The sequence below is a fragment of the Rickettsia endosymbiont of Halotydeus destructor genome (assembly GCF_049278075.1).
Classification (GTDB): Bacteria; Pseudomonadota; Alphaproteobacteria; order Rickettsiales; family Rickettsiaceae; genus Rickettsia.
Window position 1 is genome coordinate 1 of sequence record NZ_JAPNPB010000007.1, and the last position, 22,719, is coordinate 22,719.

The window sequence follows — 22,719 nt, forward strand, 5'->3', positions numbered from 1 at the left end:
GTTTGAATCAGAAATGTACAAACGTTCCCGTTGTCATTCCCGCAAAAGCGGGAATCCAGGCTTTGTTTTTGTCATGTTGAACTTGTTTCAGCATCTTATTGAAAAAGATCCTGAAATAAATTCAGGATGACTAAAGGATGACTATTTTTTTCTGGATTCCCGCTTTTGCGGGAATGACATAGTATCTCCTTTCTTCTGTAGTTTATTATTATTTTCTTTAATTAACTCTACTGCTTGCTCTTGCGTAATAGTTAGGAAATCATATTTTTTAGGTATTGAAATAAATTTACTCATATATTTTAAATAAGGACCGAATCTACCGAATCCTACTAAAATTTCTTCTTTTGTCTCTGGATGATCACCCAATTTAATAGGTAGGCTTAGAAGCTTTAAAGCTGTTTCAAATGTAATATCTTTCTGTAAGGCAGGCGGTACTGGCGCACGTTTTGGCTTTGCGTTGTCAGGAGTTCTCTCTCCACGTTGAATATATGGCCCATATGGACCTTTTTTTAGATAAATCTCAACTCCTTCTGAATCAGTACCTAAAATTTTATTCTCACTAACCTCATAATTACCTTCCTCCCCTTCACTCTTACTATTACCCGCAGTAATCGGCTTTTTAAAAGTACAATCAGGATAATTACTACATGCCAAAAATGCACCGAATTTACCTAATTTTAAACTTAACTCACCGGTAGCACATGACGGGCATTTTTTTGCTTCTTTATTTTCTCCGAATAGATGGTAGTCTAAAGCTTTTTGCACGTAGCTAATTACGTCGGTTATTTTTTGTTCGCTAACCGATTCTACGTTACTATTAAAGCCACCCCAAAAGTTGCTCAGTGATGTCTTCCATTCAAGCTTGCCGGCTGCTATTTCATCTAATTCATTTTCTAAACTAGCGGTAAAATCATACTCAACATATTTTTTAAAGAAACCGATTAAAAATACTGTAACCAAACGCCCTAGTTCTTCCGGCGTAAAACGTTTTTTTTCTAAGCTTACATATTTCCGCTCTTGTAATACCGATAAGATTGATGCATAAGTCGATGGTCTACCAATTCCCAATTCCTCAAGTTTCTTAACTAAACTGGCTTCGGAATATCTTGGTGGTGGTTCCGTAAAATGCTGATTAGGTTTTATCTCTTCGGTTACTAATTTTTCTCCTTCTTTCAAAGGCGGTAGCATTTTATTTTCTTCTTCCGCTTCATCGTCAACACTTTCACGATACACTTTATAAAAACCGTCAAATGCTATGGTTGAGCCCGTCGCTCTTGCTGAAAATTCCTTATTTTCCGATTCAAGCCCCGCTACCACCAAATCCATAATCACATTTTCCATTTGGCATGCAACAGTTCTTTTCCAAATTAAGTCATATAATCGATGATAATCCTTATCTAACTTTTCCTTTAAACTTTCCGGTGTATTGGTAATTATCGTCGGTCTTATTGCTTCATGTGCTTCTTGAGCATTTTTTACTTTTGATTTATAGGCTCTCGGAGCGTCTGGCAGATAATCATCGCCGAAATTACTGCGAATTAGCTGACGTATGTCCGTAATTGCATCACCGGCTAAAGTAACGCCGTCAGTTCTCATATAAGTAATAAGTCCAACCGTTTCTTTGCCTATATCCACACCTTCATAAAGCTTTTGAGCTATCTGCATGGTTTTTTTGGCGCTGAAACCTAATTTTCTTGCGGCTTCCTGCTGCAACGAAGAAGTAATAAAAGGCGGTTGCGGTTGACGTTTTTGCTGTTTTTTCTCTATTTTATTAATATGGAATTTTTTTGATTCAAGAGCTTTTAGTAGATCTTTAGCATCTTTCTCTGTAGTAATTGAAAATTTTTCTAACTTTTTATCTTCTACATGAGTTAGCTTAGCTAAAAAAGATTCATTATTACTATTTTTCATTTTAAGAGTAATATCCCAATATTCTTCCGTCTTAAAACGCTCTATTTCATCTTCCCGCTCACAAATAAGACGTAATGCTACCGATTGAACCCTACCGGCAGATTTACAGCCTGGGAGCTTTCGCCATAAAATAGGGGATAAAGTAAATCCAACCAAATAATCCAACGCTCTTCTTGCCTGCTGCGCATTAACTAGATTAATATCGAGTTTCCGAGGATTTTCAACAGCATGTAAAATTGCTTTTTTAGTAATTTCATTAAAAGCAACTCTCTTAAAAAAATCTTCAGATTTAACACCGTTTTTCTCTCTAATCACTTCTGCCACATGCCAAGAAATTGCTTCTCCTTCGCGATCTGGATCGGTTGCTAGATAAACTGCTTCCGCTTTTTTAGCATCCTTCGTTATTGCATCGACATACTTATCAGCTTTATCTGATATATCATATTTCATTAAAAAATTTTCATCAGGTAATACTGAACCTTTTTTAGAAGGTAAATCTCTAATATGACCGAATGAAGCAATAACTTTAAAATCATCCCCTAAATATTTATTTATTGTTTTTGCCTTCGCAGGCGACTCTACTATTACTAATTTCATGTTTATCTATAAATTAATGATATCTTATTACCCGAATGGCGAGTAATCCTACCAGCCAGCTCCAACTCTAATATTACCGTATATATAATTGGTAAAGGTAAACTTGTTGTTTCTTGCAAATAATCAAACTCGATCGGCACTGACGATAGTAAATCGACAATTTGTATACGTTCAATTTCTGTTACATGCTTTATATATTTTGTCTCTAATCTTTTAAAATCGCTATTCACATCAACAAAATCTTTCATTACATTATCTTTTTTACTTATAATGTTTTCATATTGTGGTAAATTAATTACTATATCGTCTATAGATTCTACTAAATGTGCTCCTTCTTTAATTAATTTATTAGTACCTTGGCATCTAGGGTCTAACGGAAAACCCGGCACGGCAAATACTTCTCTATTTTGCTCAAGAGCAAGCCTTGAGGTTATTAATGAGCCCGATTTTAAGCTTGCTTCAATTACCACGGTACCAAGAGAAATACCAGAAATTAACCGATTACGTTGAGGAAAATGTTGCCCTAAAGGAATAGTAGTTATAGGTAACTCGGCTATTATTAGCCCCTCTGCTTCTAATTCTGCAAATAATTTTTTATTTTCCAGAGGATAAATATGGTCAATCCCGCCGGCAATTACTCCGATAGTTTGAGAGGGTCTAGCTTGATGAACAGCGCTATCAATTCCGCGTGCAAGACCGGAAACAGTTACGTAGTCTTTATCAGCTAACTCTTGAGCAATTTTATAAGCAAAAGTACAGCCATTTGCTGAAGCATTACGAGCACCAACAATAGCCACACATTTTTTATATCCAAGTAATTTAATATTACCTTTATAGCTTAGTATCGGCGGAGGGTCGTAAATTTCGAGTAGTAATCTAGAATATTCGGGAGATTTATAAGTAATAATTTTAGCTTTATTTTTTTCTAATAGCTCTAATTCTTTTTCTGCCTCACTTTGAGAAAAAACTTTAATTGGTTTTGCTCGTCCGCCACGAACGGAGAAATCTTTAATATTTTCTATGGCGGTACTTGCATTACCGAATAATTTTATTAAAGTAAAAAAAGTTCTGGACCCAACATTTTCACTTCTAATTAATCGTAAAATATTAATTGTTTCAAGCGTATAAGGCGTTTGAGGCTTTTCCCCAAAAAATAATTCTTTAAGCATTATTTAAAGTTTAATTAGTATTATGGGATGTTTTTTTATGTTATTTCTGCTTTCATAGAAAGACTTTGTTGCGCGAATCAGTTTTTCCGTCATTGCGAGGGAGATGCGCAGCATCGACGCAGCAATCTAGAAAATAATAAAAAATCCTGTCATTACGAACGAAGCGAAGCAATCCAGCTAATTTCGTAAGATTGCCACGTTGGCACTTTGTGCCTCCTCGCAATGACACCAAAAATTCAATCCACACAACAATGCCTTGCAGGAATGACATCGTACAACTATAATTTCTCAGCATGAGAACCCAAATAATGAGCAACTCCTTCATGCGAAGCAGTCATTGCCTCCTCTCCTTTACGCCATCCAGCCGGACAAACTTCTCCATGTTGCTGATGATGAATTAATGCATCAATAACCTGTAATGTATGATCAACATTCCGCCCTAGAGGTAAATCATTAACAAGAATATGACGTACTATAAAATTTTTGTCGATTAAAAAAGTTCCACGCAGTGAAACACCATCTTCATTTAAAACATTATACATTGAAGAAATATTCTTTTTAAGATCAGAAATCATAGGAATTTGAATTTGCCCTACTCCGCCCTTATTATGAGGAGTATTTTTCCAAGCTAAATGAGAAAAATGAGAATCAACACTTACCGCTATTACTCTAGTATTCCTTTCCGTAAACTCCCCAAGTCTATTATGAAATGCGATAATTTCCGACGGACAAACAAAAGTAAAATTAAGGGGATAAAAGAATAATACTATTTTATAACCTTTTGCGTAATGACTAAGAGTAAACTCATCTTCTATCTCATTACCTGGCATAATAGCTTTTGCCGTAAAATCTAAAGCTGGCTTACCAATAAATACTTGCATTGCTGTACTCCTTATAAAGTTAAATAAATAATTTTGTATGATATATAAGATAATTAATTATTACAATAGTAAATTTTTAAGTACAGTGTCGTGACCATGGCATCTAGAAAAAAATTTAATAAAAAGACTGGATACCGTGGTCAAGCCACGGTATGGCTGCCCAAACCCTGTGCAAAAGATGGTAAAATTATCATTTAAAGAACTTTACTATTTACCTGCTTTCTTTTCAGTAGGTATCTTTAGTTGGTTAAAAATACTTAAAGCTTGCGTAACAAAACTGCTAGGTTCAGAAAGATTGGCTGGCAAAATTACAGTGTTTGATTCTTTAGCCAAATTACCAAAAGCATGAATATACTGCTCCGCTATCTTTAAAGATACAGCTTCACTACCGCCTGTTTTCTGCACCGCAGCCGCAATAATATTGATGCTATTTGCCGTAGCAGTAGCAACCAAGCCGATTGCCTCCGCTTCACCTTTTGCTCTATTTACCTGATCAGTATAAGAAGCTTCGGAATTTAAAACAACTTGTGCCTTTTCTCCTTCAGCATGGTTAATTTTTGATTGCCTATTTCCTTCAGAATCTAAAATTTGTGCACGTTTTTGACGCTCTGCTGCAACTTGTAATTCCATAGCTTTAAGGATAGTTTGAGGCGGCTGAATATCCTTAATCTCGTAGCGCATACATTGTATTCCCCAATTTATGGCAGCCTGATTAATAGCAGCAACGATCGCAACATTTAAAGTTTCCCGTTCTTCAAAAGTTCTGTCTAACGGTAATTTACCGATTTCGGAACGCATAGTAGTTTGCGCAAGCTGAGTTATTGCGTAATAAGGATTATTAACACCGTAAGAGGCTGCCATCGGATCAATAATTTTTACATATAAAACCCCGTCAATAGATAATGTTACGTTATCATTAGAAATAGCTGTTTGCGCCGTAACGTCAATTGCTTCTTCCTTTAAAGTATGTTTATAAGCCACTCTTTGAATTACCGGTATCAACAAGTTTAAACCTGGCTGCAATACCTTATCGAACTTCCCTAATTTTTCTACAACCCATGCCTGTTGCTGAGGGACGACTTTCACCATTTGTATTATAACTAAAATAGCTATAACACTAAAAACTAATAATACATATTCCATTTTATGATCCTTTTTAAGTTAATATAAATTTAATTTTCTGTGTCCTTCCCACAACGACGTTGTTGCGTAGAGCGGAATCGTTACGAAGCGCTCAATGTCATACCGTGGTTGACCACGGTATGACATTCTCTACCCCTTATTTTCCAGTAACGTAACTTCTGTTCCATCATCGATTTTAGTCATTCCTTCCGCTACTACCAAATCTCCTGCTTGAATATCTTTTGAAGTAATTTCGATTAAGCCGTTAGCTCGAGAACCGATTTCTACATATAGCTGTTTTACTATGTTATTATCTATTTTATAAATAAAATTACCTTGATTATTTCTTTGTACACATTGCTCCGGTACAGCAAAATTTTTGTGCGGGTTTATAATAAGCGTAACATTTACATAACTATTATGCATCATTTTACTATTAGCCGGTAATATTATTTTAGCATCCATAGTACCGTTATCAGATAAATATCCGGAAACCGAGGAAATTTTTCCTTTAATTTCTCCATTGGAATTAGCAATTTGATCACTTGCAGCTATATCATTTTTATTATCAGTTATTATCACTTCGGTATTATTCGATACTTTTCCGTATAATGATTCTGGTAGTTCAACAAAAATACTTTGTGTACCGTCTCCCTCAACGATACTAAAAAGATAATCCCCTTGTTTTATGTCATCTCCGGGTTTTGATTTAATAACTCCTATTTTACCGTCAAAAGGAGCAGTAATTAACATATCATTATAAGTTTTCACTGCTTTAGAATAGTTAAATCTTGCATTTTCAAAATCGCTTTTAGATCTTTCTAAATCTTGTGAACTAATAAAATTTTTAGCAGCTAAAGTTTTATTTCTAATATACTCATCTCGTTTGGTATTTAATAAAGCTTCTGCATTTGTTTTAGCCGTTTCCGCTATATTCCTATCAATTATAAATAACACTTCTCCTTTATTTACCTTATCTCCCTGGTTTGATGATACTATCTCAAGCTTACCTGCAACATTCGCATAATAGTCACGGCTATTGTCGTTTTTACATTGTCCGACAACGTTAAATACATCAAAAAGCTCAGCCGTTTCAATCTTAGCCGCCGTTACTCCTACTGCAGTTGATTTTATAGGCTTTGCAGCTATGACAGGAAAAGAAATTATGGATAAAATCAAAAAAATGATAAATCTATTACACATGTAGTTTTAGCTCCTTATCAGTTAACCAGCGATATTCTTTTTCTAAAATTTCAAATCTGATTTGCTCAAGCTGTTCGTCTAGATCAGGTTCCGGTATAATAGCCGACCCAGTAAATTCAAAGCCATAATAATTAATTTGTAAATCATTACACATTTTTTGCAAGGATTCGAGATTTTCTAAAATATCATCAATAAATATTATGGATTTAGGGCAATAATTCTTTTCACGTAAAATATATTCAAGTACGCTTCCTTTATCATATTCGGCTGTATATATTACACCTTCTTTTAATGTGGGGACACCGTAACCTGCATCAAAGTCTTTTATTAATATTTCATCATCCAGTGGCGTTAAGCCTGCAAAATTCACTCCCAATTCATTTAGTTCTTTAATACGCCACTCTATCATATCTTCAATAATTCCGAACTTTCCTGTCGCTAGTTTGGTTAATCCCATAGTTGGAATTTTATTTTGCTTTAATACATCAAATATATTTATGATGTCAGGATTAACAAAGCGGGCTTTTCTATCTTTTAAAATTACACTAATTAATAATTCACATTGCTGTTTTGAAAGGCGTTTTTCAATCTTGTTAAATAATTCCTTTCTGTAATCATGTGTTAGTCTGTACTCATCGGTATCCATCACTACTACGTCATCAATATCAAAAAGCACCAAACTATTATGGTTTGCTTGTTCAATATTTTCAGCAATTTCTTTGAAATCGTGAACTTTAGTTATTTTTGTAATCATAAAAATATTTTTAAGTTTTTAGTTATTAGTTATTGTAATTATTTCCTCAAGCGAATTGACTATTATCTTTAAATCCTCTTTTCGTGAAAGTTTATGATTACCATCTTTTATAAGTTTTATCACTATTTTTTTACTTATTATTTTTTCTGCCAGTTTAACAGAAAGATTATAGGGCACATCTTCGTCAAGCATACCATGAATTAAATGAATAGGAATATTTATATCAATATTATCACGTGTTAATAATAAATGATTTTTTGCTTCCAATATTAGATTATGGCTTATGGGATATTTATCCCGGCAATTTCGCCCGCTCACTTCAAGCATGCCTATGCTTTGCATTTCAGCTTGCTCATCCTTTGACAGGTTCTGCCAAATATCTTCGGTGAAATCAGGAGCTGGGGCTAAACAAATTAAAGCTTTTATTTTACTTTGAAATTTCAAAGCAGCAAGAAGCGCAACCCACCCCCCCATACTTGAACCGATTAAGATAACTTCATCGTCTATCAATTTATCTAAAATAATCTCAAGACCTAATAACCACGAGCCGATAGTTTGATCTATAAATTTCCCTGAAGCACTGCCATGACCAAAATTATCAAAAGCAATAAAATTATAATTATTTTTCTTACAATAATCCATTAAATAAACAGCTTTATCGCCGTTCATATTGGACATTAGTCCATGCAAAAAAATTACGGACGGAACACTTTTATCAATAATTTTATAATTATTATAGACAACAAACCCCCCTTGTGGTGTATAATGTAATTTATTCATTCTAATTATGATAGATTAAAAATTTCAATGTCTTCATTAGACTCAACTAAACGATACAATAAATATACTATTTTGCAAGTAGTTCCTGCTCTGGTTTCAGGAGGAGTAGAACGCGGTACGATAGAAGTTGCAAAACATCTTAAGCTACTCGGTCACACCCCAATTGTTATTTCCGCCGGCGGTATTTTGGTCAAGGAATTAGACGACCATGATATATTGCATATTTGCGTGAATAGCGCCACTAAAAACCCTTTCATGATCTGGCGTAACGCAAAAATAATAGCAAAAATAATCAAGAAATATAAAGTGGATTTAATCCATACCAGATCACGTGCACCGGCCTGGAGTTCATACTTGGCAGCAAAAGCGACTAACACTAAATTTATAACTACTTTTCACGGTATTTATAATATTTCCAATTTTCTTAAAAAATATTATAATAGTATCATGCTTAAGGGCGAAAAAATTATTGCAGTTTCTAATTTCGTAAAAAAACATCTACTCGAAAATTATAAAATTAAAGAAGATAAAATTGTTGTGATTGAACGAGGAGCAAATTGCGATTATTTCGATCCATCAAATCTTACCGAGGAAAAGCTTATAAAATGCCGTGAAAAATATGGGGCACCTAGCAACCTTCCTATAATATTATTACCTTCCCGTATGACCAGCTGGAAAGGTCACCTTATTTTAGTAGAAGCGTTAAGCAAATTAAAACATCGAGATTTTTATTGTTTAATGGTCGGCGACTTATCTAGACACCCTAGTTTTACCAATCGAGTTAAAGAACTTATTGCTAATTTAAAATTACAGAATAAAATTCAGATATTCGGCAACGATGCCGATATAATTCATCTATACGGCATTTCGGATGTAATTATATCAGCTTCAATTGAACCCGAAGCTTTCGGTCGTACTATTATTGAAGGGCAAGCAATGAAAAAACTTGTTATAGCAACTAATATTGGCGGAGCGGTAGAGACAATAAGCGATAAGATAACGGGTTTTCATGTTAAGCCAAACGATGCCGATGATTTGGCTGACAAAATTGATTATTGTTTATCAATTCTCGGCACTGATGAAGCTAAAAAAATTGAAGAAGCGGCAAGGCATACCGTAATTAATAATTTTTCTCTTGATCTAATGCTACGAAAAAACCTGGAATTATATAAAGAAGTTCTTAGTTCTGCAGTTAATGAAGAATGAATAGCGTCATTTCTGCGAAGCATTGTTGCGTGGATAAGTTAAATAGTCATGGCGAAGCGGCGTTGCCCGCGGGAATGACATAAAACGTGCTTTCATTATCCATGTAACAATCCCTCTATCTTATAATAAGATCTTGAAATAAATGAAGTAATGACTATTTTTTTCTAGATTCCCTCTTTCGATGGAATGACACCACTTATAAAATGAATTCATACAACACCCCCTCCTAAAATAGATAAAATAGCATTTTTATAAATTCATAAATGACAAAGTTAAAATAAATATATATAATTTTAAAATATAAATTTCAATCAGTGTAATTTAATGAGTACCTCTCCAAATATTCAAGAAACTTTAGAAATCGTAACCCAAGATCATTTTTCAATTTTTACCTTAATAAGCTCTTCCGATATTATAGGCAAATCCGTTATGCTAATGCTCTTAATTGCGTCTATTTGGTCGTGGGCTATTATCTTAGATAAAATTTTCCGTTTGGCACAGGTAAGAAAAAAAATTACGGCTTTTGAAAGCATTTTTTGGTCCGGCGGGGTATTAGATCATTTATACGAAAATATCAAAAGATCAGTTAATAATCCGCTTGCTTCGGTGTTTGTATCAGCTATGGGTGAATGTAAAAGCCTAAATAGTAAAGGGCTTTCCGATTCCCTAAAAGTCGGTCATAAAGAAAGAATAATGCAATCAATGTATTTGGCGCAAAATCGAGAAATAGAGAAATTAGAGAAAAATTTAAGCTTTTTAGCAACAGTCGGTTCTAGCGCACCTTTTATAGGTTTATTTGGGACGGTTTGGGGAATTATGCACAGCTTCCAATCTATTGCCGCTTCAAAAAATACTTCTCTAGCGGTTGTAGCACCAGGCATTGCTGAGGCTTTGCTTGCTACCGCAATCGGTTTATTTGCCGCTATCCCTGCAGTAATTTTTTATAATTATCTTGCGGCAAACATAACTTGTATTAACAATAAAGTTGAAGATTTTATTAGCGAGTTAAATTCTATTCTTTCTAAAGCGATTGATCAGGAGAAGATGTAATGGCTATTAAGCTTACAGCTTCCGGTAATAGAAGAAATAAACGAACATTAGTAAGCGAAATCAACGTTACGCCGCTGGTGGATGTGATGTTAGTGTTGTTAATTATTTTTATGGTTACTTCGCCGATGCTAGTATCAGGCATTAACGTTGATTTACCTGAAACGAATTCTAGCCCTATTTCAGGTCAGGATGAACCGCTTGTTGTTAGCATTAACAATAAAGGTGAAGTTTTTCTTCTCGAAACCCCAATAGAAAGAAAATCTTTAACTGCCAAGCTGGCAAATATTACTAAAGAAAAAAAAGAAACCAGAATTTTTGTGCGAGGTGATAAAAACATATCTTACGGCGAAGTAGTAGAAGTAGTTGCCGAAATACACGCCGCTGGTTTTTCTAGAGTAGCTCTTATTTCAAATGTTAAGCATAATGAAAAATAAAGATATTCAAAAATCAGGTGACAATTTCCTTATTTTTCTTAGCTGCTCTATTACATTCCATTTAGTAATATTATATTTCTTTCTATTTGGTATGCCTTCGCTTTTTGAAAAATTACCTGAAGAACAAATAATAGCCTTTGAAATGCTGCCGATTAGCGATAAATCTAATATCATAACGCAGAAAAAACAAAAAGAAATACCTGTTGAAAATGAGGATGCTAAGAAATCAGAGCAGAGTAAACCGAAAACTACCGAAGAGCAAAAATTACCGGAAGTAAAGCCTTTAACAGAAGAGAAGCCGAAAGAAGAGCCTCCAAAAACACAAGAAGAAAAACCTATAGAGAAGGAAAAAGAAGTTATTCCGGAAGAAAAACCGCAGGTAAAAGAAGAAAAGACAAAAGAAGAAGAAAAGCCTGTAGAGAAAAAAGAAATCCCAGAAAAAAAATTGGAAGAGAAGCCGAAAGAGATAAAAAAGAAAGAAAAAAATACCGATGATTTAGATTCGCTATTAAAAAATCTTGAGCAATCTTCTGAAGGAAATAATATAAAATCAAATAAATATTCAAGAGCAAAGCAAGAGAATAAAGAAAAGGAATCCAAAGGGAGTCATAAAGAAGACTCTCCGCTTTCTATTAGTGAGACGGCATTAATAAAAAAACAGATTGAAAGACATTGGAATAATATCCCGGCAGGGGTACGAAATAATAATAAAGTGCGAGTAGTATTAAATATTGTGTTAGATAAAGTCGGTAATGTGGAGCAAGTAAAAACTAAAGAAGCAATTTGTCCTAATATTGCCGGTAGCGTTTGCGAGGCCTTAGCTGATAGTGCAACTAGAGCGGTATGGCAGGCAAGCCCTATAGAAAATCTTGACCCTGCACGTTTTAATCACTGGAAAGAAATTAATTTTAGCTTTGACCCTAGTAAATTATAGGGTTTGGTTATGTAAAGCGGCATTGTTGCATGGCTCGGAAATCGTACAAATCCTTCGATGTCATTCCCGTGAAAACGGGAATCTAGAAAAATATAGTCATCCTGAATTTACTTCAGGATCTCTTGAATTAGATGTGGCAAACTTGTTCAGCATGACAAAGAAAAGCCTGGGTTCCCACCTGCGCGGGAATGACATCGAATATGCTTAACCTATCCAACGCAACAATGCCTTCTCACAAGATGAGGTCACAGCAAACATAAAATAAAACTGGAGTATTTTTAAGTGAAAAATATCATATATTTTATATTATTAATTTTCAGCCTAAATAGTTATGCTGTTGAAACTATAAATATAGAACGTGGACAAGCCAACCCAACACCGGTGGCAGTGAATAAATTTGATGCGGATAATAGTGAAGATAATGAAATCGGCACTGAAATAGTTAAAGTTATCGCCAATGATTTAAAGCTTTCGGGTTTGTTTCGTCCAATCTCTTCAGTCTCATTTATAGAAGAAAAAACAGGAGTAAAATATAAGCCGCTTTTTGCTGCATGGCGACAAATTAATGCTAGCCTTTTAATAAACGGCTCTATTGAAAAGCTTTCTAACGGTAAACTTAAAGTTAGTTTTATATTATGGGATACAGCGCTAGAAAAACAGCTTGTTGGTGAAATGTTTGAAATACCGGCAAATTTAAGTCGCAGAGTAGCACATAAAATTGCTGATAAAATCTATGAAAAAATCACCGGCGATCCGGGTTATTTTGATACTAAAATAGTTTATGTTGCAGAAAGCGGACCGTATTTAAAGAGAGTAAAGAGAATAGCGTTGATGGATTATGACGGCGCTAATCATAAATACTTAACTGACGGTAAAGTTCTTACATTAACACCGAGATTTTCTCGCTCGGCAGATAAGATTTTTTACGTCTCATATGCAAAAAGAAGAGTATTAGTTTATGAGCAAGACTTAAAAACTGGTAAAGAAAATATCGTCGGTAATTTTGCCGGTATGTCTTTTGCTCCACGTTTTTCTCCTAAGGGGGACAAAGCCGTAATGTCGATAGCAAAGAACGGTTCAACTCATATTTATGAAGTGGATCTTGCAACTAAATCTCTTCACCCATTAACTAATGGCTTTGGTATTAATACTTCACCGACTTATTCACCTGATGGCAACAAAATAGTATTTAACTCTGATAGAAGCGGTACACGGCAATTATATATTATGAACTCTGACGGTACAAATGTACAACGTATTAGCTTTGGCGGTGGCTCTTATGCTGCACCTAGCTGGTCACCGACAGGGGATTATATAGCATTTACTAAGATTACTAGAGGAGAAGGTTTTACTATCGGCATTATGAAACCATATCCGAATGCTGATGAAAATAGCGAAAGAATAATTACTAGCGGATATTTGGTAGAAGGACCTTGTTGGGCGCCTAACGGTCGTGTTATTATGTTTGCTAAAGGATGGTCACCAAAAGGTAAAATCGCTGGTAAAAATAAGATTTACGCAGTAGATATAACAGGCTATAATGAACGGGAAATTGTAACGCCACAAGATGCTTCCGATCCTGAATGGTCGAATGTGTTGAATTAGATGGATAGTGTGTATGGATTGAATTTTTACAAAGCGTTCGATGTCATGCCGTGGCTTGATCAGGGCATCCAGAAAATAATAGTTATTACTTCATTTATTTCAGGATATTTTGCAATAGATGCTGAAACAAGTTCAGCATGACAAGAAAAGTCTAAATTATCTCTTTCGAGGGAATGACACCGAGAACGTTTTTGGTATCCATGCAACAATACCCATACACATAGAAAATGACATACAAGACAAAAAAACCATTATCCTTTGCCGATGTAGCTCAGCTGGTAGAGCGGCGCATTCGTAATGCGTAGGTCTGGGGTTCGAATCCCCACATTGGCACCATAGACTATTATGATATATATATTAATCACCTTGGGTTTAACAGCACTAGTCCTAACCATAGGTATTGTATCAATGGCCATCGGCGGGAAGTTTGATAAAAAATTTAGCTCAAAGCTAATGTCTTTAAGGGTATTCTTTCAGGCACTTGCTATTTTCTTATTGGTTGCTATATATTTTTTTTCGTAATTGCTACTAAAATTCAGTTGGATTAGCTTATACAATGAAGCGTTGTTGCGTAGCTCAATAAAAGCCGCAATATGTCATTCCGTTGATCGCAGGAATCCAGAAAAATTAAACTAAAAATGTAATGATAACTTACAGTTATATAGAAAAAAGCCTTATAAGCTAAGGCTTTTTAGCCTGGCTTCCCGTTTTCACGGGAATGACATAAAGCATGCTTAACCGCAACAATGCCGTGCGGAAATGACATACTGCCGCTAACCTATCCATATAATAAAGCTTTTCTTATAGTAAAAAATATATCTATATATGCAAAAAAAATCTACCAATGTATCATCCAAGCATCTGCAACAAGCAAATTTCCTAGAAATCTTAAAAAAAATGTTTCATATACCTGGCTGGGAAATATTACAGACTCAAGCCATATACTTTTGAAAGACGAGCAGTATACTTGCGCTAAAAGCTTCTGGAGACTTACCATTAGTAAATTTTGTATGGGGAAATCCTGATTTATCCAGACAGCATACGGTACAGCTAAATTCAGAAAGATTTAGACAAGATGAATTTAAAGGCGAGCCTGCACAGCGTACTAAAGTACGTGAGCACAGGCGAATCCTAAAAAATTCGCTTGTATCAAGCTTTATGAATGACGCTGTAAATAAATTTTATAACGGTAAGCCTTATTATTGGCTTACCGAAAATATAGTGCCAAGATTTAACGTTACCTAACTTTACGAATCCAGAAAAGTTTTCGGAAATGGTTATAAATTTAATCTCATATGTCCCGGCCGCTACTTCCCATAATAATATCAAAGTAATTTCGCCAATCTCAAACTATGATCTGCAATTATGGTTTGAAACCGCAATTGATACTTTTAAGTTTGACCTTAAAGAATTTAAAAATTTCTTTTATCCATTAATTGAAGTTGCGGGATGTGTGCCGTTTCTAGCTTTTTATGATGATAAGCCGGCAGCAACCGCGCTTGTTTATTGCGGTAAAAACGAAGCAGGAATTTATACTATGTCTACGAAAGAAAATTTTCGTCGTAACGGCCTTGGAAGTGCCGTGGCACAAGCATGTTTATCTCTAGCAACGAGTAAAGGTCTTAATCACGCTATACTCTATGCTTCAGAATTAGGAGAACATCTATATAAGCAATTAGGTTTTGCTACAACACAAACATTGTATGAATATTCTTTTTGCAATAATTGATATTAATTGTGGCCTTTCAAATTTACTACTAACCATGCTAGCTTATGTAAATTTATTAGGATTTAGCTAATAAAAATTATTCATTTTCCTCTTCACTCAATCCCTCTCTTATTTCGCTCCATTTGTCTCGAATTTCTTCTAAAGTAGCTTTTTGTACTTCTACTTCCTGATCTTCAAAATCATCTAGAGAGGTTATCAACTGCTTAAGATCCAATAATTTTATACCTTCATAATCATTAGGGTAATTTTCTTCTAATTGGATAGCAATTTCTTCAACATCAAACCAATGCATTATTTTCTCTCCATATTTTATGCCACTTCACTATTAGCATTTTATTGAATATTTGCCATAAAAATTTTAATGAAATATATTTAAGAAGGTGAATTATTAGTATCTAGTGAGATTATTATGCAACTATTATACCCTCGAATAGACTTTCTCCTTTACAGAACTTTCTCCTCATCCTCACTTATATTTTCTTCTTCATCTTCACTATCGGTTTTTTCAGCAATTAGTGATGCAGATACAACCTTTTCATTATCCTCAGTTTTAAACAGTATTACTCCGCCAGTATTACGACCCGTGATCCGCACAGTTTCAAGCTTGCAACGAATTAACTTACCGCTATTAGTAATTAACATTAATTCATCATCCATAGCGACAGGCATTACTCCAACCACTAATCCGGTTTTATCGGAAATATCCATATTAATAATACCGCTACCCCCTCGATCAGTAATTCTATAACCATATGCTGAGCTTCTTTTACCAAAACCGTTTTCGCTAACGGTCATAATAAATTCTTCTGAAATTGCCATTTGTAAAATAATATCAGCACTTAATGTTGAACTGAATTCTTCCGGCGAAAACTCCCCTCCTCTAGCAATCTCAAGCCTGCGCTCCGTTGGAATCGATAAATAAGCTTCTCGCTCTTCCATAGTACAGGAAACGCCTTTAAGTACTGTCATAGAAATCACTGTATCATCTTTTGCTAACCTCATTCCTCGGACACCGTCAGAGGTACGGCTTTTAATAATTCGCAGGGATTCAACAGGGAATCTTAAAGCTTTACCGGCTTTTGTAGCAAGTAAAATATGCTCTTCTTCTTTACAAACTTTTACATCAATTAATTTATCATTATCGTCAAGCCTGATAGCGATTTTGCCGTTTACTTGAATACGTTTGAAATCTGCTAAATCACTTCTTCTAATATTCCCTAAAGAAGTTGCAAACATAATATTTAAATTATCCCACTCATCTTGATTTTCCGGTAGCGGCATAATATTAGTAATATATTCCTTATCTTTTAAAGGTAAAATATTAACAATTGGCCTCCCCTTCCCTTGTGGATTGCTTAGCGGTAATTTATAAAGCTTTAAGCTATAAACCTGCCCGATATTAGAGAAAAATAGCATTGGCGTATGAGTACTGCCAACGAATATCTGTGTAGTAATGTCTTCGTCTCTCATTGAAAGACCTGACCTTCCCTTACCGCCTCGTTTTTGCGCTCGGTAGCTAGTTAGCGGCACACGTTTTATGTAACCGCCAAGTGTCACAGTTACTACCATTTCCTCACGCTGAATTAAATCCTCTATGTCCTGATCAAAATCACCGATTTCAATGGAAGTAAGGCGAGGTGTTGCAAATTCTTCCTTAACTTTAATTAGCTCTTCTTTTAAGATTTCCAACAGTCTTTCACGATGTTCAAGAATATTAAGATATTCGCTAACTTCCTTTGCGAGGTTTTTTAAATCTTCTTCTAGCTTATTTTTCTCCATCGCAGTTAAACGCTGCAATCTCATTTCCAGAATAGCTTTGGTTTGTGCTTCAGTAAAATAACATCTTCCTTGCTCATCTAGCATAGCCTTATCGTCAACTAACTTCATAAGAGGTAAAATACTTTGAGCGTCCCAATTTCTTGCCATCAATTCTTGTTTTGCACTATTTGGATCACTTGCCGATTTAATAATACGGATAATTTCATCGATATTGCTAACTGCGATAGTAAGACCGAGTAATATATGAGCTCTATCTCTAGCTTTATTAAGTAAATATATCGTACGATTAGTAATTACTACTTCTCTAAAATGAACAAAAGCAGCAATTACTTCTTTTAAATTCATAACCTTCGGTAGCCCATCCTTTAGGGCTAGCATAATCACGCCAAAGCTTGTTTGTAGTTGAGTACAGGCATATATTTGATTTAATACTATTTCTGCTACTACATCTTTTTTTAGCTCTATATAAATTCTTATGCCTTTTTTATTTGATTCGTCACGTAAATCACTGATACCTTCAATACGCTTTTCCTTAACCATTTCGGCGATTTTCTCTACCAGCCTGGCTTTGTTAACCATATAAGGGATTTCGGTAATAACAATAGCTTGCCTATTATTCGGCAGATCATCAATCCGTGCACGTCCTCTTGTTACAATACTTCCGCGGCCGGTTAAATATGCCGATTTAATACCGTGCGTACCTAAAATCATTGAAGCTGTTGGAAAATCAGGACCTTTCACTACTTCTAATAAATCCATAATATCTATATCGTTATTATCGACGTATAAACAACACGCATCAATAACTTCACCGAGATTATGGGGAGGAATATTAGTTGCCATACCAACAGCAATACCGCCGCTACCATTCACTAATAAATTAGGGAACATTGCAGGTAAAACTAATGGCTCTTCTTCTGAACCATCATAATTAGGAGTAAATCCTACTGTTTCCTTATCAATATCCTCAATCAGCTTATGAGCAACTTTTGCCATACGTGATTCGGTATATCTCATTGCTGCAGCGGCATCACCGTCCATTGAACCAAAATTCCCCTGCCCGTCAATAAGTGGCAAACGCAATGAAAAATCTTGCGCCATACGAACTAATGAATCGTAAATCGCACTGTCACCGTGGGGATGATATTTACCCATCGTATCACCGACTATTCTTGCCGATTTTCTATAAGGCTTATTAGCGTGATTTCCTGCTTCGTACATCGAGTAAAGTATACGGCGGTGTACCGGTTTTAGCCCATCCCGAACATCAGGTATCGCTCTGCTTACTATAACGCTCATAGCGTAGTCAAGATAAGACGATTTCATTTCGTCTTCGATATTTACCGGTATTAAATTAGGATAATCTTTATCAGTCACAATTACACAGCCTATGTTAATTTAAGTATATTGATTAAATTAAGTATCTTTACCAATTTAAGGATATTTACTAATTTAAGTATATTATAGTGATATATTATTTTGCTTTCAAGGATTGCTTTTTGTTATCTTTGTGGAGTTAGATAGTAGTAATTTTCAAGGTGCGTTGTTGTATGACTCAGATTTTTGATGTCATTCCCGTGAAAACGGGAATCTAGAAAAAAATAGTCATCTTGAATTTATTTCATGGTCTTACTATTAAGAGACGCTGAAACAAGCTCAGCATGACAAGGAAAAAAGTTTAGGTTCTCTTTTTCACGAAAATGTATTGTTGCGTGGATTGATTCTACACCGTCATTGCAAGGAGAGACATAGTCTCGACGTGGCAATCTAAAAATAAAAAATAGATTGCTTCGCTTCGCTCGCAATGACGGGTAAGGCTTAATGACGGGTAAGGTTCTAGATTGCCGCGTCGATGCTACGCATCTCCTCGCAATGACGATAAGATTGAAACAATACAAAAATACTCTGTTTGAACTAGAATGACATAGAATAAATTTTAACCCCCTGATCCTATATCCTCCGTACCCCAATCGTTAGAAATATTATTATACTTTAGTATATAAGGTTTAGTGTCGATAGAGTCGAGAACTATATCGGCTATCATATCATCATGAGAAGAAATTAAACTATGACCAAAAGGAGAATAATAAGGTTGATAATTTCTAAACCGAATAGTTATAAATTTTTCTTTAGTAATATTAGGCATATATTTTATTAAATCCTTAATATTATCTAGCTTGTGATTTTCTATTTCATATATATGGGTTCTATATAAATTTTTATAATCTTGTGTAAAGTAAGCAGGTATAGTACTAAAGCTACTGCCTGATTGAACGGTTGCTATCGTCAATACCTTCAGAGGTACACCTGATTTGCTACTAAAATAATCATCGGCTTCAAAAAAGATTGCACCACCGAAATTAACAAGCTGCTCTATTTTGTTATCATTAATATTATACAAATCTATTAGCTGTTCTATTTTTTTTCCTTCCCGGTAAATTGTCAGTTTAATATTATTATTTTTACTATTATCCATTTCTTTATCAAATATGGTAAGATTGCCGCCAAGTTCTACATCATTAATTTTCCAAATGATATCCCCTGGTTTAAGAAGTTTTTCAGCAGGAGAATTAGGTATAATAGTTTTAACAGTGGCCACCCTATTGCGTGCATCAGGAAATTTCTTTAAATATATATCCATTTCCGCTTGGGGAAAATTACGATGTCTTACCGCTTTATTTAAAGAATATAATTCGGTAATAATACCTATATGATTTCTATTCGGAATTTTATTATTCTTAAGGCTCTCTAAACTACGCTGCACATAATCCGCGTGAAGAGCTAAAGCATAAGTTTCTCCCTTACCATATATTATACCAATAGCTTCATTTTTTTCATTTAATAAAGGTGAGCCGCTTGCTCCTCCGGTAATATTAAGATTAATTATATAAGAGCCTTGTGGCATTTCCCCGTCAATACTATATAAATCAGATAAATAGCCGCTATGAAAGGAAAAACCTTGAGCTTCGGTATTACCTACAACAAAAACACTTTGATTTAGTTTAGGCGGTTCCTTGGAAAAAATTATTTGTTCAATCGACTCAGGTAAATCTGATTTTGCTACTTTTAAGATAGCATAATCCTGCCAGATATCGTAGTAAATAAGTTTTGCCTCGGCTTGCTGACCGCTATGAAAGGTAATAAAATAAGTGCCAATAGAAGCTCTACCAATTACATGGGCATTAGTAACAATAAAACCGTTTTCTTTATCGGTTACAAAACCGGTACCGGTCCAACTACCTATATCTTTATAAGCAGATACCGCAATTCTGCTGTCGATAGTTACTATTGCTTTTTTTGCGTGTTCTAAAGTGTTAGGGGCAGCGGCTGCATTAACAATATTTACTAAAAACAGGTTACCGATAAATAAAATATTTATTAAAATTGAGAATTTTTTCATTCACTCCTCTTGTAAAATTATCACCCTAGCATTATATCAAATATCAAAGAAATGAATAATAAACACAGTTAATAAGATATAGCAACAACAAAATTTTAAATTAGAAATGAGGATATTATGGGAAAAATAATAGGTATTGATTTGGGAACGACAAACTCTTGTGTTGCCGTAATGGAAGGCAAGGAACCTAAGGTAATAGAAAATTCGGAAGGCGAGAGAACTACGCCGTCTATAGTAGCTTTTGCTAACAAGGAAATATTAGTAGGTCAACCGGCTAAAAGACAAAATGTAACAAATCCTAATAATACTATATATGCAGTAAAAAGATTGATCGGGCGCCCTTTTACTGATCCGATGGTTAAGAAGGATCAAGATATTGTCCCTTATAAAATAGTAAAGGCGGATAATAGTGATGCCTGGGTGGAAGTAGGCGGACAAAAATCTTCACCAAGTCAAATTAGTGCCTATATTTTACAAAAAATGAAAGAAACCGCTGAAAATTATCTAGGCGAAAAAGTAACACAAGCGGTAATTACCGTACCTGCTTATTTCAATGATGCACAACGTCAAGCAACAAAAGATGCTGGGAAAATTGCGGGCCTTGAAGTTTTACGTATAATTAACGAGCCAACTGCTGCTGCTCTTGCTTATGGTTTTGACAAATCAGAACCTAAAACTATTGCAGTTTACGATCTTGGCGGCGGAACGTTTGACGTGTCAATTCTTGAAATCGGTGACGGTGTTTTTGAAGTAAAATCGACTAACGGTGACACTTTCCTTGGTGGTGAAGATTTCGATACAAGAATATTAAATCATTTAATTGATACATTTAAAAAAGAAAGCGGTATTGATTTACGTAATGATCCTTTAGCGCTACAGCGTTTAAAGGAGGCAGCAGAAAAAGCCAAGAAAGAATTATCGTCTGCGCTCACTACCGATATTAATTTACCTTATATTACAGCTGATAGTAGCGGGCCAAAACATTTAAATCTCAAATTTACCAGAGCGGAATTAGAAAAACTGGTAGATGATTTAATTGAAAAGACTATAGAGCCTTGCCGTAAAGCATTAAAGGATGCAGGTTTAAAAGCTTCCGATATTCAGGAAGTGGTGCTAGTAGGCGGTATGACAAGAATGCCGAAAGTTCAGGAAGTTGTAAAAAATTTCTTTGGTCGCGAACCTCATAAAGGTGTAAACCCGGATGAAGTTGTAGCACTCGGCGCTGCTATTCAAGGAGGAGTATTAAACAAAGAAGTAACAGATATATTATTACTAGACGTTACACCTTTATCACTCGGTATCGAAACATTAGGCGGTGTATTTACCAGGCTAATCGATCGTAATACTACAATCCCGACCAAGAAGAGTCAGGTATTCTCTACTGCCGACGATAATCAACATGCTGTAACTATTAGAGTGTTCCAAGGAGAGCGCGAAATGGCAGCTAGTAATAAGTTACTTGGGCAGTTTAACCTTGAAGGTATTCCTTCAGCACCAAGAGGTATGCCACAAATAGAAGTAACCTTTGATATCGATGTTAACGGTATTGTGCATGTTTCCGCTAAAGATAAAGCCAGCGGGAAGGAACAAAAGGTAACTATTCAGGCTTCTGGTGGACTTAGTGAAGCAGAAATTGAGCAAATGGTTAAAGATGCCGAGAAAAATGCCGAAGAAGATAAAAAGCGAAAAGAATTAATAGAAGCTAAAAATAGCGCTGATAGTTTGGTTTATTCTACCGAGAAGACCCTTAAAGAATATGGTGATAAAATATCAACTGAAGACAAAGCGACAATAGAAGAAGCAATTTCTAGCTTAAAAACTGCTTTAGAGGCAGAAGATGTAACTCAAATTAAAGAGAAAACAGAAAACTTAACAACTGCTAGTATGAAAATTGGTGAAGCAATGTATAAATCTCAAGCGGAAAATACAAATGCTGCTGAACCGGAAGCTGCTAATGATGAAAAAATAGTAGATGCCGATTTTGAAGAGGCAGAGAAAAACTAAGTTAAGGGGTATTCCTCTACCAACGTAAGGAGTAATACGCTCGATGTCATTCCCGTGAAAACGGGAATCCAGAAAAATTATATAGTCATCCTGAATTTATTTCAGGATATTTCTCAAGAGATGCTGAAACAAGTTCAGCATGACAAAGATAAAGTTTGGAT

At 35.1% G+C, this 22,719-nt stretch carries 18 protein-coding genes and 1 tRNA gene; 9 read left to right on the forward strand and 10 right to left on the reverse strand.

Annotation, left to right across the window (positions count from 1 at the left end; genetic code table 11):
• Positions 1–141 precede the first annotated feature (141 nt).
• The 7 genes from topA to OTR29_RS05995 form a co-directional block, all read right to left on the reverse strand.
• Positions 142–2,508, reverse strand: coding sequence for a type I DNA topoisomerase (gene topA, locus OTR29_RS05965; protein ID WP_422229978.1), 2,367 nt, complete (start codon positions 2,506–2,508; stop codon positions 142–144).
• 2 nt (positions 2,509–2,510) lie between these two features.
• Positions 2,511–3,677: a DNA-processing protein DprA gene (gene dprA / locus OTR29_RS05970; protein ID WP_422229980.1), complete on the reverse strand. Its 1,167-nt coding sequence runs from the start codon at positions 3,675–3,677 to the stop codon at positions 2,511–2,513.
• A 278-nt stretch (positions 3,678–3,955) separates the two neighbouring features.
• A complete protein-coding gene (locus OTR29_RS05975; protein WP_422229982.1) occupies positions 3,956–4,558 on the reverse strand; it encodes a peroxiredoxin in 603 nt (200 codons plus the stop codon).
• A gap of 207 nt (positions 4,559–4,765) precedes the next feature.
• Positions 4,766–5,701, reverse strand: a complete 936-nt coding sequence (locus tag OTR29_RS05980) for an SPFH domain-containing protein (RefSeq protein WP_422229984.1) — start codon at positions 5,699–5,701, stop codon at positions 4,766–4,768.
• 129 nt (positions 5,702–5,830) lie between these two features.
• On the reverse strand, positions 5,831–6,883 hold the full coding sequence (locus OTR29_RS05985) for an efflux RND transporter periplasmic adaptor subunit (RefSeq protein ID WP_422229986.1): 1,053 nt from the start codon (positions 6,881–6,883) through the stop codon (positions 5,831–5,833).
• Positions 6,876–7,637 carry a DUF2608 domain-containing protein gene (locus OTR29_RS05990; RefSeq protein ID WP_422229988.1) on the reverse strand — a complete coding sequence of 254 codons (762 nt, stop codon included), beginning with the start codon at positions 7,635–7,637 and terminating at the stop codon, positions 6,876–6,878. Before OTR29_RS05990 ends, OTR29_RS05985 begins: the two co-directional genes overlap by 8 nt.
• Before the next feature lie 18 nt (positions 7,638–7,655).
• On the reverse strand, positions 7,656–8,417 hold the full coding sequence (locus OTR29_RS05995; RefSeq protein ID WP_422229991.1) for an alpha/beta hydrolase: 762 nt from the start codon (positions 8,415–8,417) through the stop codon (positions 7,656–7,658).
• Positions 8,418–8,444: 27 nt separating this feature from the next.
• On the opposite strand from OTR29_RS05995, the gene OTR29_RS06000 reads away from it, so the two are divergent.
• The 8 genes from OTR29_RS06000 (at position 8,445) to OTR29_RS06035 (ending at position 15,375) form a co-directional block, all read left to right on the forward strand.
• On the forward strand, positions 8,445–9,623 hold the full coding sequence (locus OTR29_RS06000; RefSeq protein ID WP_422229992.1) for a glycosyltransferase family 4 protein: 1,179 nt from the start codon (positions 8,445–8,447) through the stop codon (positions 9,621–9,623).
• Between the two features lie 324 nt (positions 9,624–9,947).
• On the forward strand, positions 9,948–10,673 hold the full coding sequence (tolQ, locus tag OTR29_RS06005; RefSeq protein ID WP_422229994.1) for a protein TolQ: 726 nt from the start codon (positions 9,948–9,950) through the stop codon (positions 10,671–10,673).
• Complete coding sequence (tolR, locus tag OTR29_RS06010; RefSeq protein ID WP_422229996.1) at positions 10,673–11,107, forward strand: protein TolR; 435 nt, start codon at positions 10,673–10,675, stop codon at positions 11,105–11,107. The genes tolQ and tolR overlap by 1 nt, the downstream gene beginning before the upstream one ends.
• Complete coding sequence (locus tag OTR29_RS06015) at positions 11,097–12,041, forward strand: energy transducer TonB (RefSeq protein ID WP_422229998.1); 945 nt, start codon at positions 11,097–11,099, stop codon at positions 12,039–12,041. The genes tolR and OTR29_RS06015 overlap by 11 nt, the downstream gene beginning before the upstream one ends.
• Before the next feature lie 282 nt (positions 12,042–12,323).
• The gene (gene tolB / locus OTR29_RS06020) at positions 12,324–13,646 is read left to right on the forward strand and encodes a Tol-Pal system beta propeller repeat protein TolB (RefSeq protein WP_422230000.1); all 1,323 of its coding nucleotides are present in this window, start codon (positions 12,324–12,326) and stop codon (positions 13,644–13,646) included.
• A 260-nt stretch (positions 13,647–13,906) separates the two neighbouring features.
• Positions 13,907–13,982, forward strand: a tRNA-Thr gene (locus OTR29_RS06025).
• Positions 13,983–13,991: 9 nt separating this feature from the next.
• Positions 13,992–14,168 (forward strand): twin transmembrane helix small protein, encoded by a 177-nt coding sequence (locus tag OTR29_RS06030; RefSeq protein ID WP_422230002.1) that lies wholly within the window; start codon positions 13,992–13,994, stop codon positions 14,166–14,168.
• A gap of 751 nt (positions 14,169–14,919) precedes the next feature.
• Positions 14,920–15,375 (forward strand): GNAT family N-acetyltransferase, encoded by a 456-nt coding sequence (locus OTR29_RS06035; protein ID WP_422230004.1) that lies wholly within the window; start codon positions 14,920–14,922, stop codon positions 15,373–15,375.
• 76 nt (positions 15,376–15,451) lie between these two features.
• Here the strand turns inward: OTR29_RS06035 and iscX are convergent, their stop codons facing one another.
• The 3 genes from iscX to OTR29_RS06050 form a co-directional block, all read right to left on the reverse strand.
• On the reverse strand, positions 15,452–15,667 hold the full coding sequence (gene iscX / locus OTR29_RS06040; protein WP_422230006.1) for a Fe-S cluster assembly protein IscX: 216 nt from the start codon (positions 15,665–15,667) through the stop codon (positions 15,452–15,454).
• 152 nt (positions 15,668–15,819) lie between these two features.
• Complete coding sequence (gene gyrA / locus OTR29_RS06045) at positions 15,820–18,531, reverse strand: DNA topoisomerase (ATP-hydrolyzing) subunit A (protein WP_422230008.1); 2,712 nt, start codon at positions 18,529–18,531, stop codon at positions 15,820–15,822.
• A 559-nt stretch (positions 18,532–19,090) separates the two neighbouring features.
• Positions 19,091–20,554, reverse strand: a complete 1,464-nt coding sequence (locus OTR29_RS06050) for a S1C family serine protease (RefSeq protein WP_422230010.1) — start codon at positions 20,552–20,554, stop codon at positions 19,091–19,093.
• A 117-nt stretch (positions 20,555–20,671) separates the two neighbouring features.
• Here OTR29_RS06050 and dnaK point away from each other — a divergent pair, with 117 nt between their 5' ends.
• Complete coding sequence (dnaK, locus tag OTR29_RS06055; RefSeq protein WP_422230012.1) at positions 20,672–22,558, forward strand: molecular chaperone DnaK; 1,887 nt, start codon at positions 20,672–20,674, stop codon at positions 22,556–22,558.
• Positions 22,559–22,719: the final 161 nt, after the last annotated feature.

Bases quoted from the DNA above. Each gene is read 5' to 3' on its own strand.
- topA (WP_422229978.1), bottom strand. From the start codon at position 2,508: ATGAAATTAGTAATAGTAGAGTCGCCTGCGAAGGCAAAAACAATAAAT.
- dprA (WP_422229980.1), bottom strand. From the start codon at position 3,677: ATGCTTAAAGAATTATTTTTTGGGGAAAAGCCTCAAACGCCTTATACG.
- OTR29_RS05975 (WP_422229982.1), bottom strand. From the start codon at position 4,558: ATGCAAGTATTTATTGGTAAGCCAGCTTTAGATTTTACGGCAAAAGCT.
- OTR29_RS05980 (WP_422229984.1), bottom strand. From the start codon at position 5,701: ATGGAATATGTATTATTAGTTTTTAGTGTTATAGCTATTTTAGTTATA.
- OTR29_RS05985 (WP_422229986.1), bottom strand. From the start codon at position 6,883: ATGTGTAATAGATTTATCATTTTTTTGATTTTATCCATAATTTCTTTT.
- OTR29_RS05990 (WP_422229988.1), bottom strand. From the start codon at position 7,637: ATGATTACAAAAATAACTAAAGTTCACGATTTCAAAGAAATTGCTGAA.
- OTR29_RS05995 (WP_422229991.1), bottom strand. From the start codon at position 8,417: ATGAATAAATTACATTATACACCACAAGGGGGGTTTGTTGTCTATAAT.
- OTR29_RS06000 (WP_422229992.1), top strand. From the start codon at position 8,445: ATGTCTTCATTAGACTCAACTAAACGATACAATAAATATACTATTTTG.
- tolQ (WP_422229994.1), top strand. From the start codon at position 9,948: ATGAGTACCTCTCCAAATATTCAAGAAACTTTAGAAATCGTAACCCAA.
- tolR (WP_422229996.1), top strand. From the start codon at position 10,673: ATGGCTATTAAGCTTACAGCTTCCGGTAATAGAAGAAATAAACGAACA.
- OTR29_RS06015 (WP_422229998.1), top strand. From the start codon at position 11,097: ATGAAAAATAAAGATATTCAAAAATCAGGTGACAATTTCCTTATTTTT.
- OTR29_RS06030 (WP_422230002.1), top strand. From the start codon at position 13,992: ATGATATATATATTAATCACCTTGGGTTTAACAGCACTAGTCCTAACC.
- OTR29_RS06035 (WP_422230004.1), top strand. From the start codon at position 14,920: ATGGTTATAAATTTAATCTCATATGTCCCGGCCGCTACTTCCCATAAT.
- iscX (WP_422230006.1), bottom strand. From the start codon at position 15,667: ATGCATTGGTTTGATGTTGAAGAAATTGCTATCCAATTAGAAGAAAAT.
- OTR29_RS06050 (WP_422230010.1), bottom strand. From the start codon at position 20,554: ATGAAAAAATTCTCAATTTTAATAAATATTTTATTTATCGGTAACCTG.
- dnaK (WP_422230012.1), top strand. From the start codon at position 20,672: ATGGGAAAAATAATAGGTATTGATTTGGGAACGACAAACTCTTGTGTT.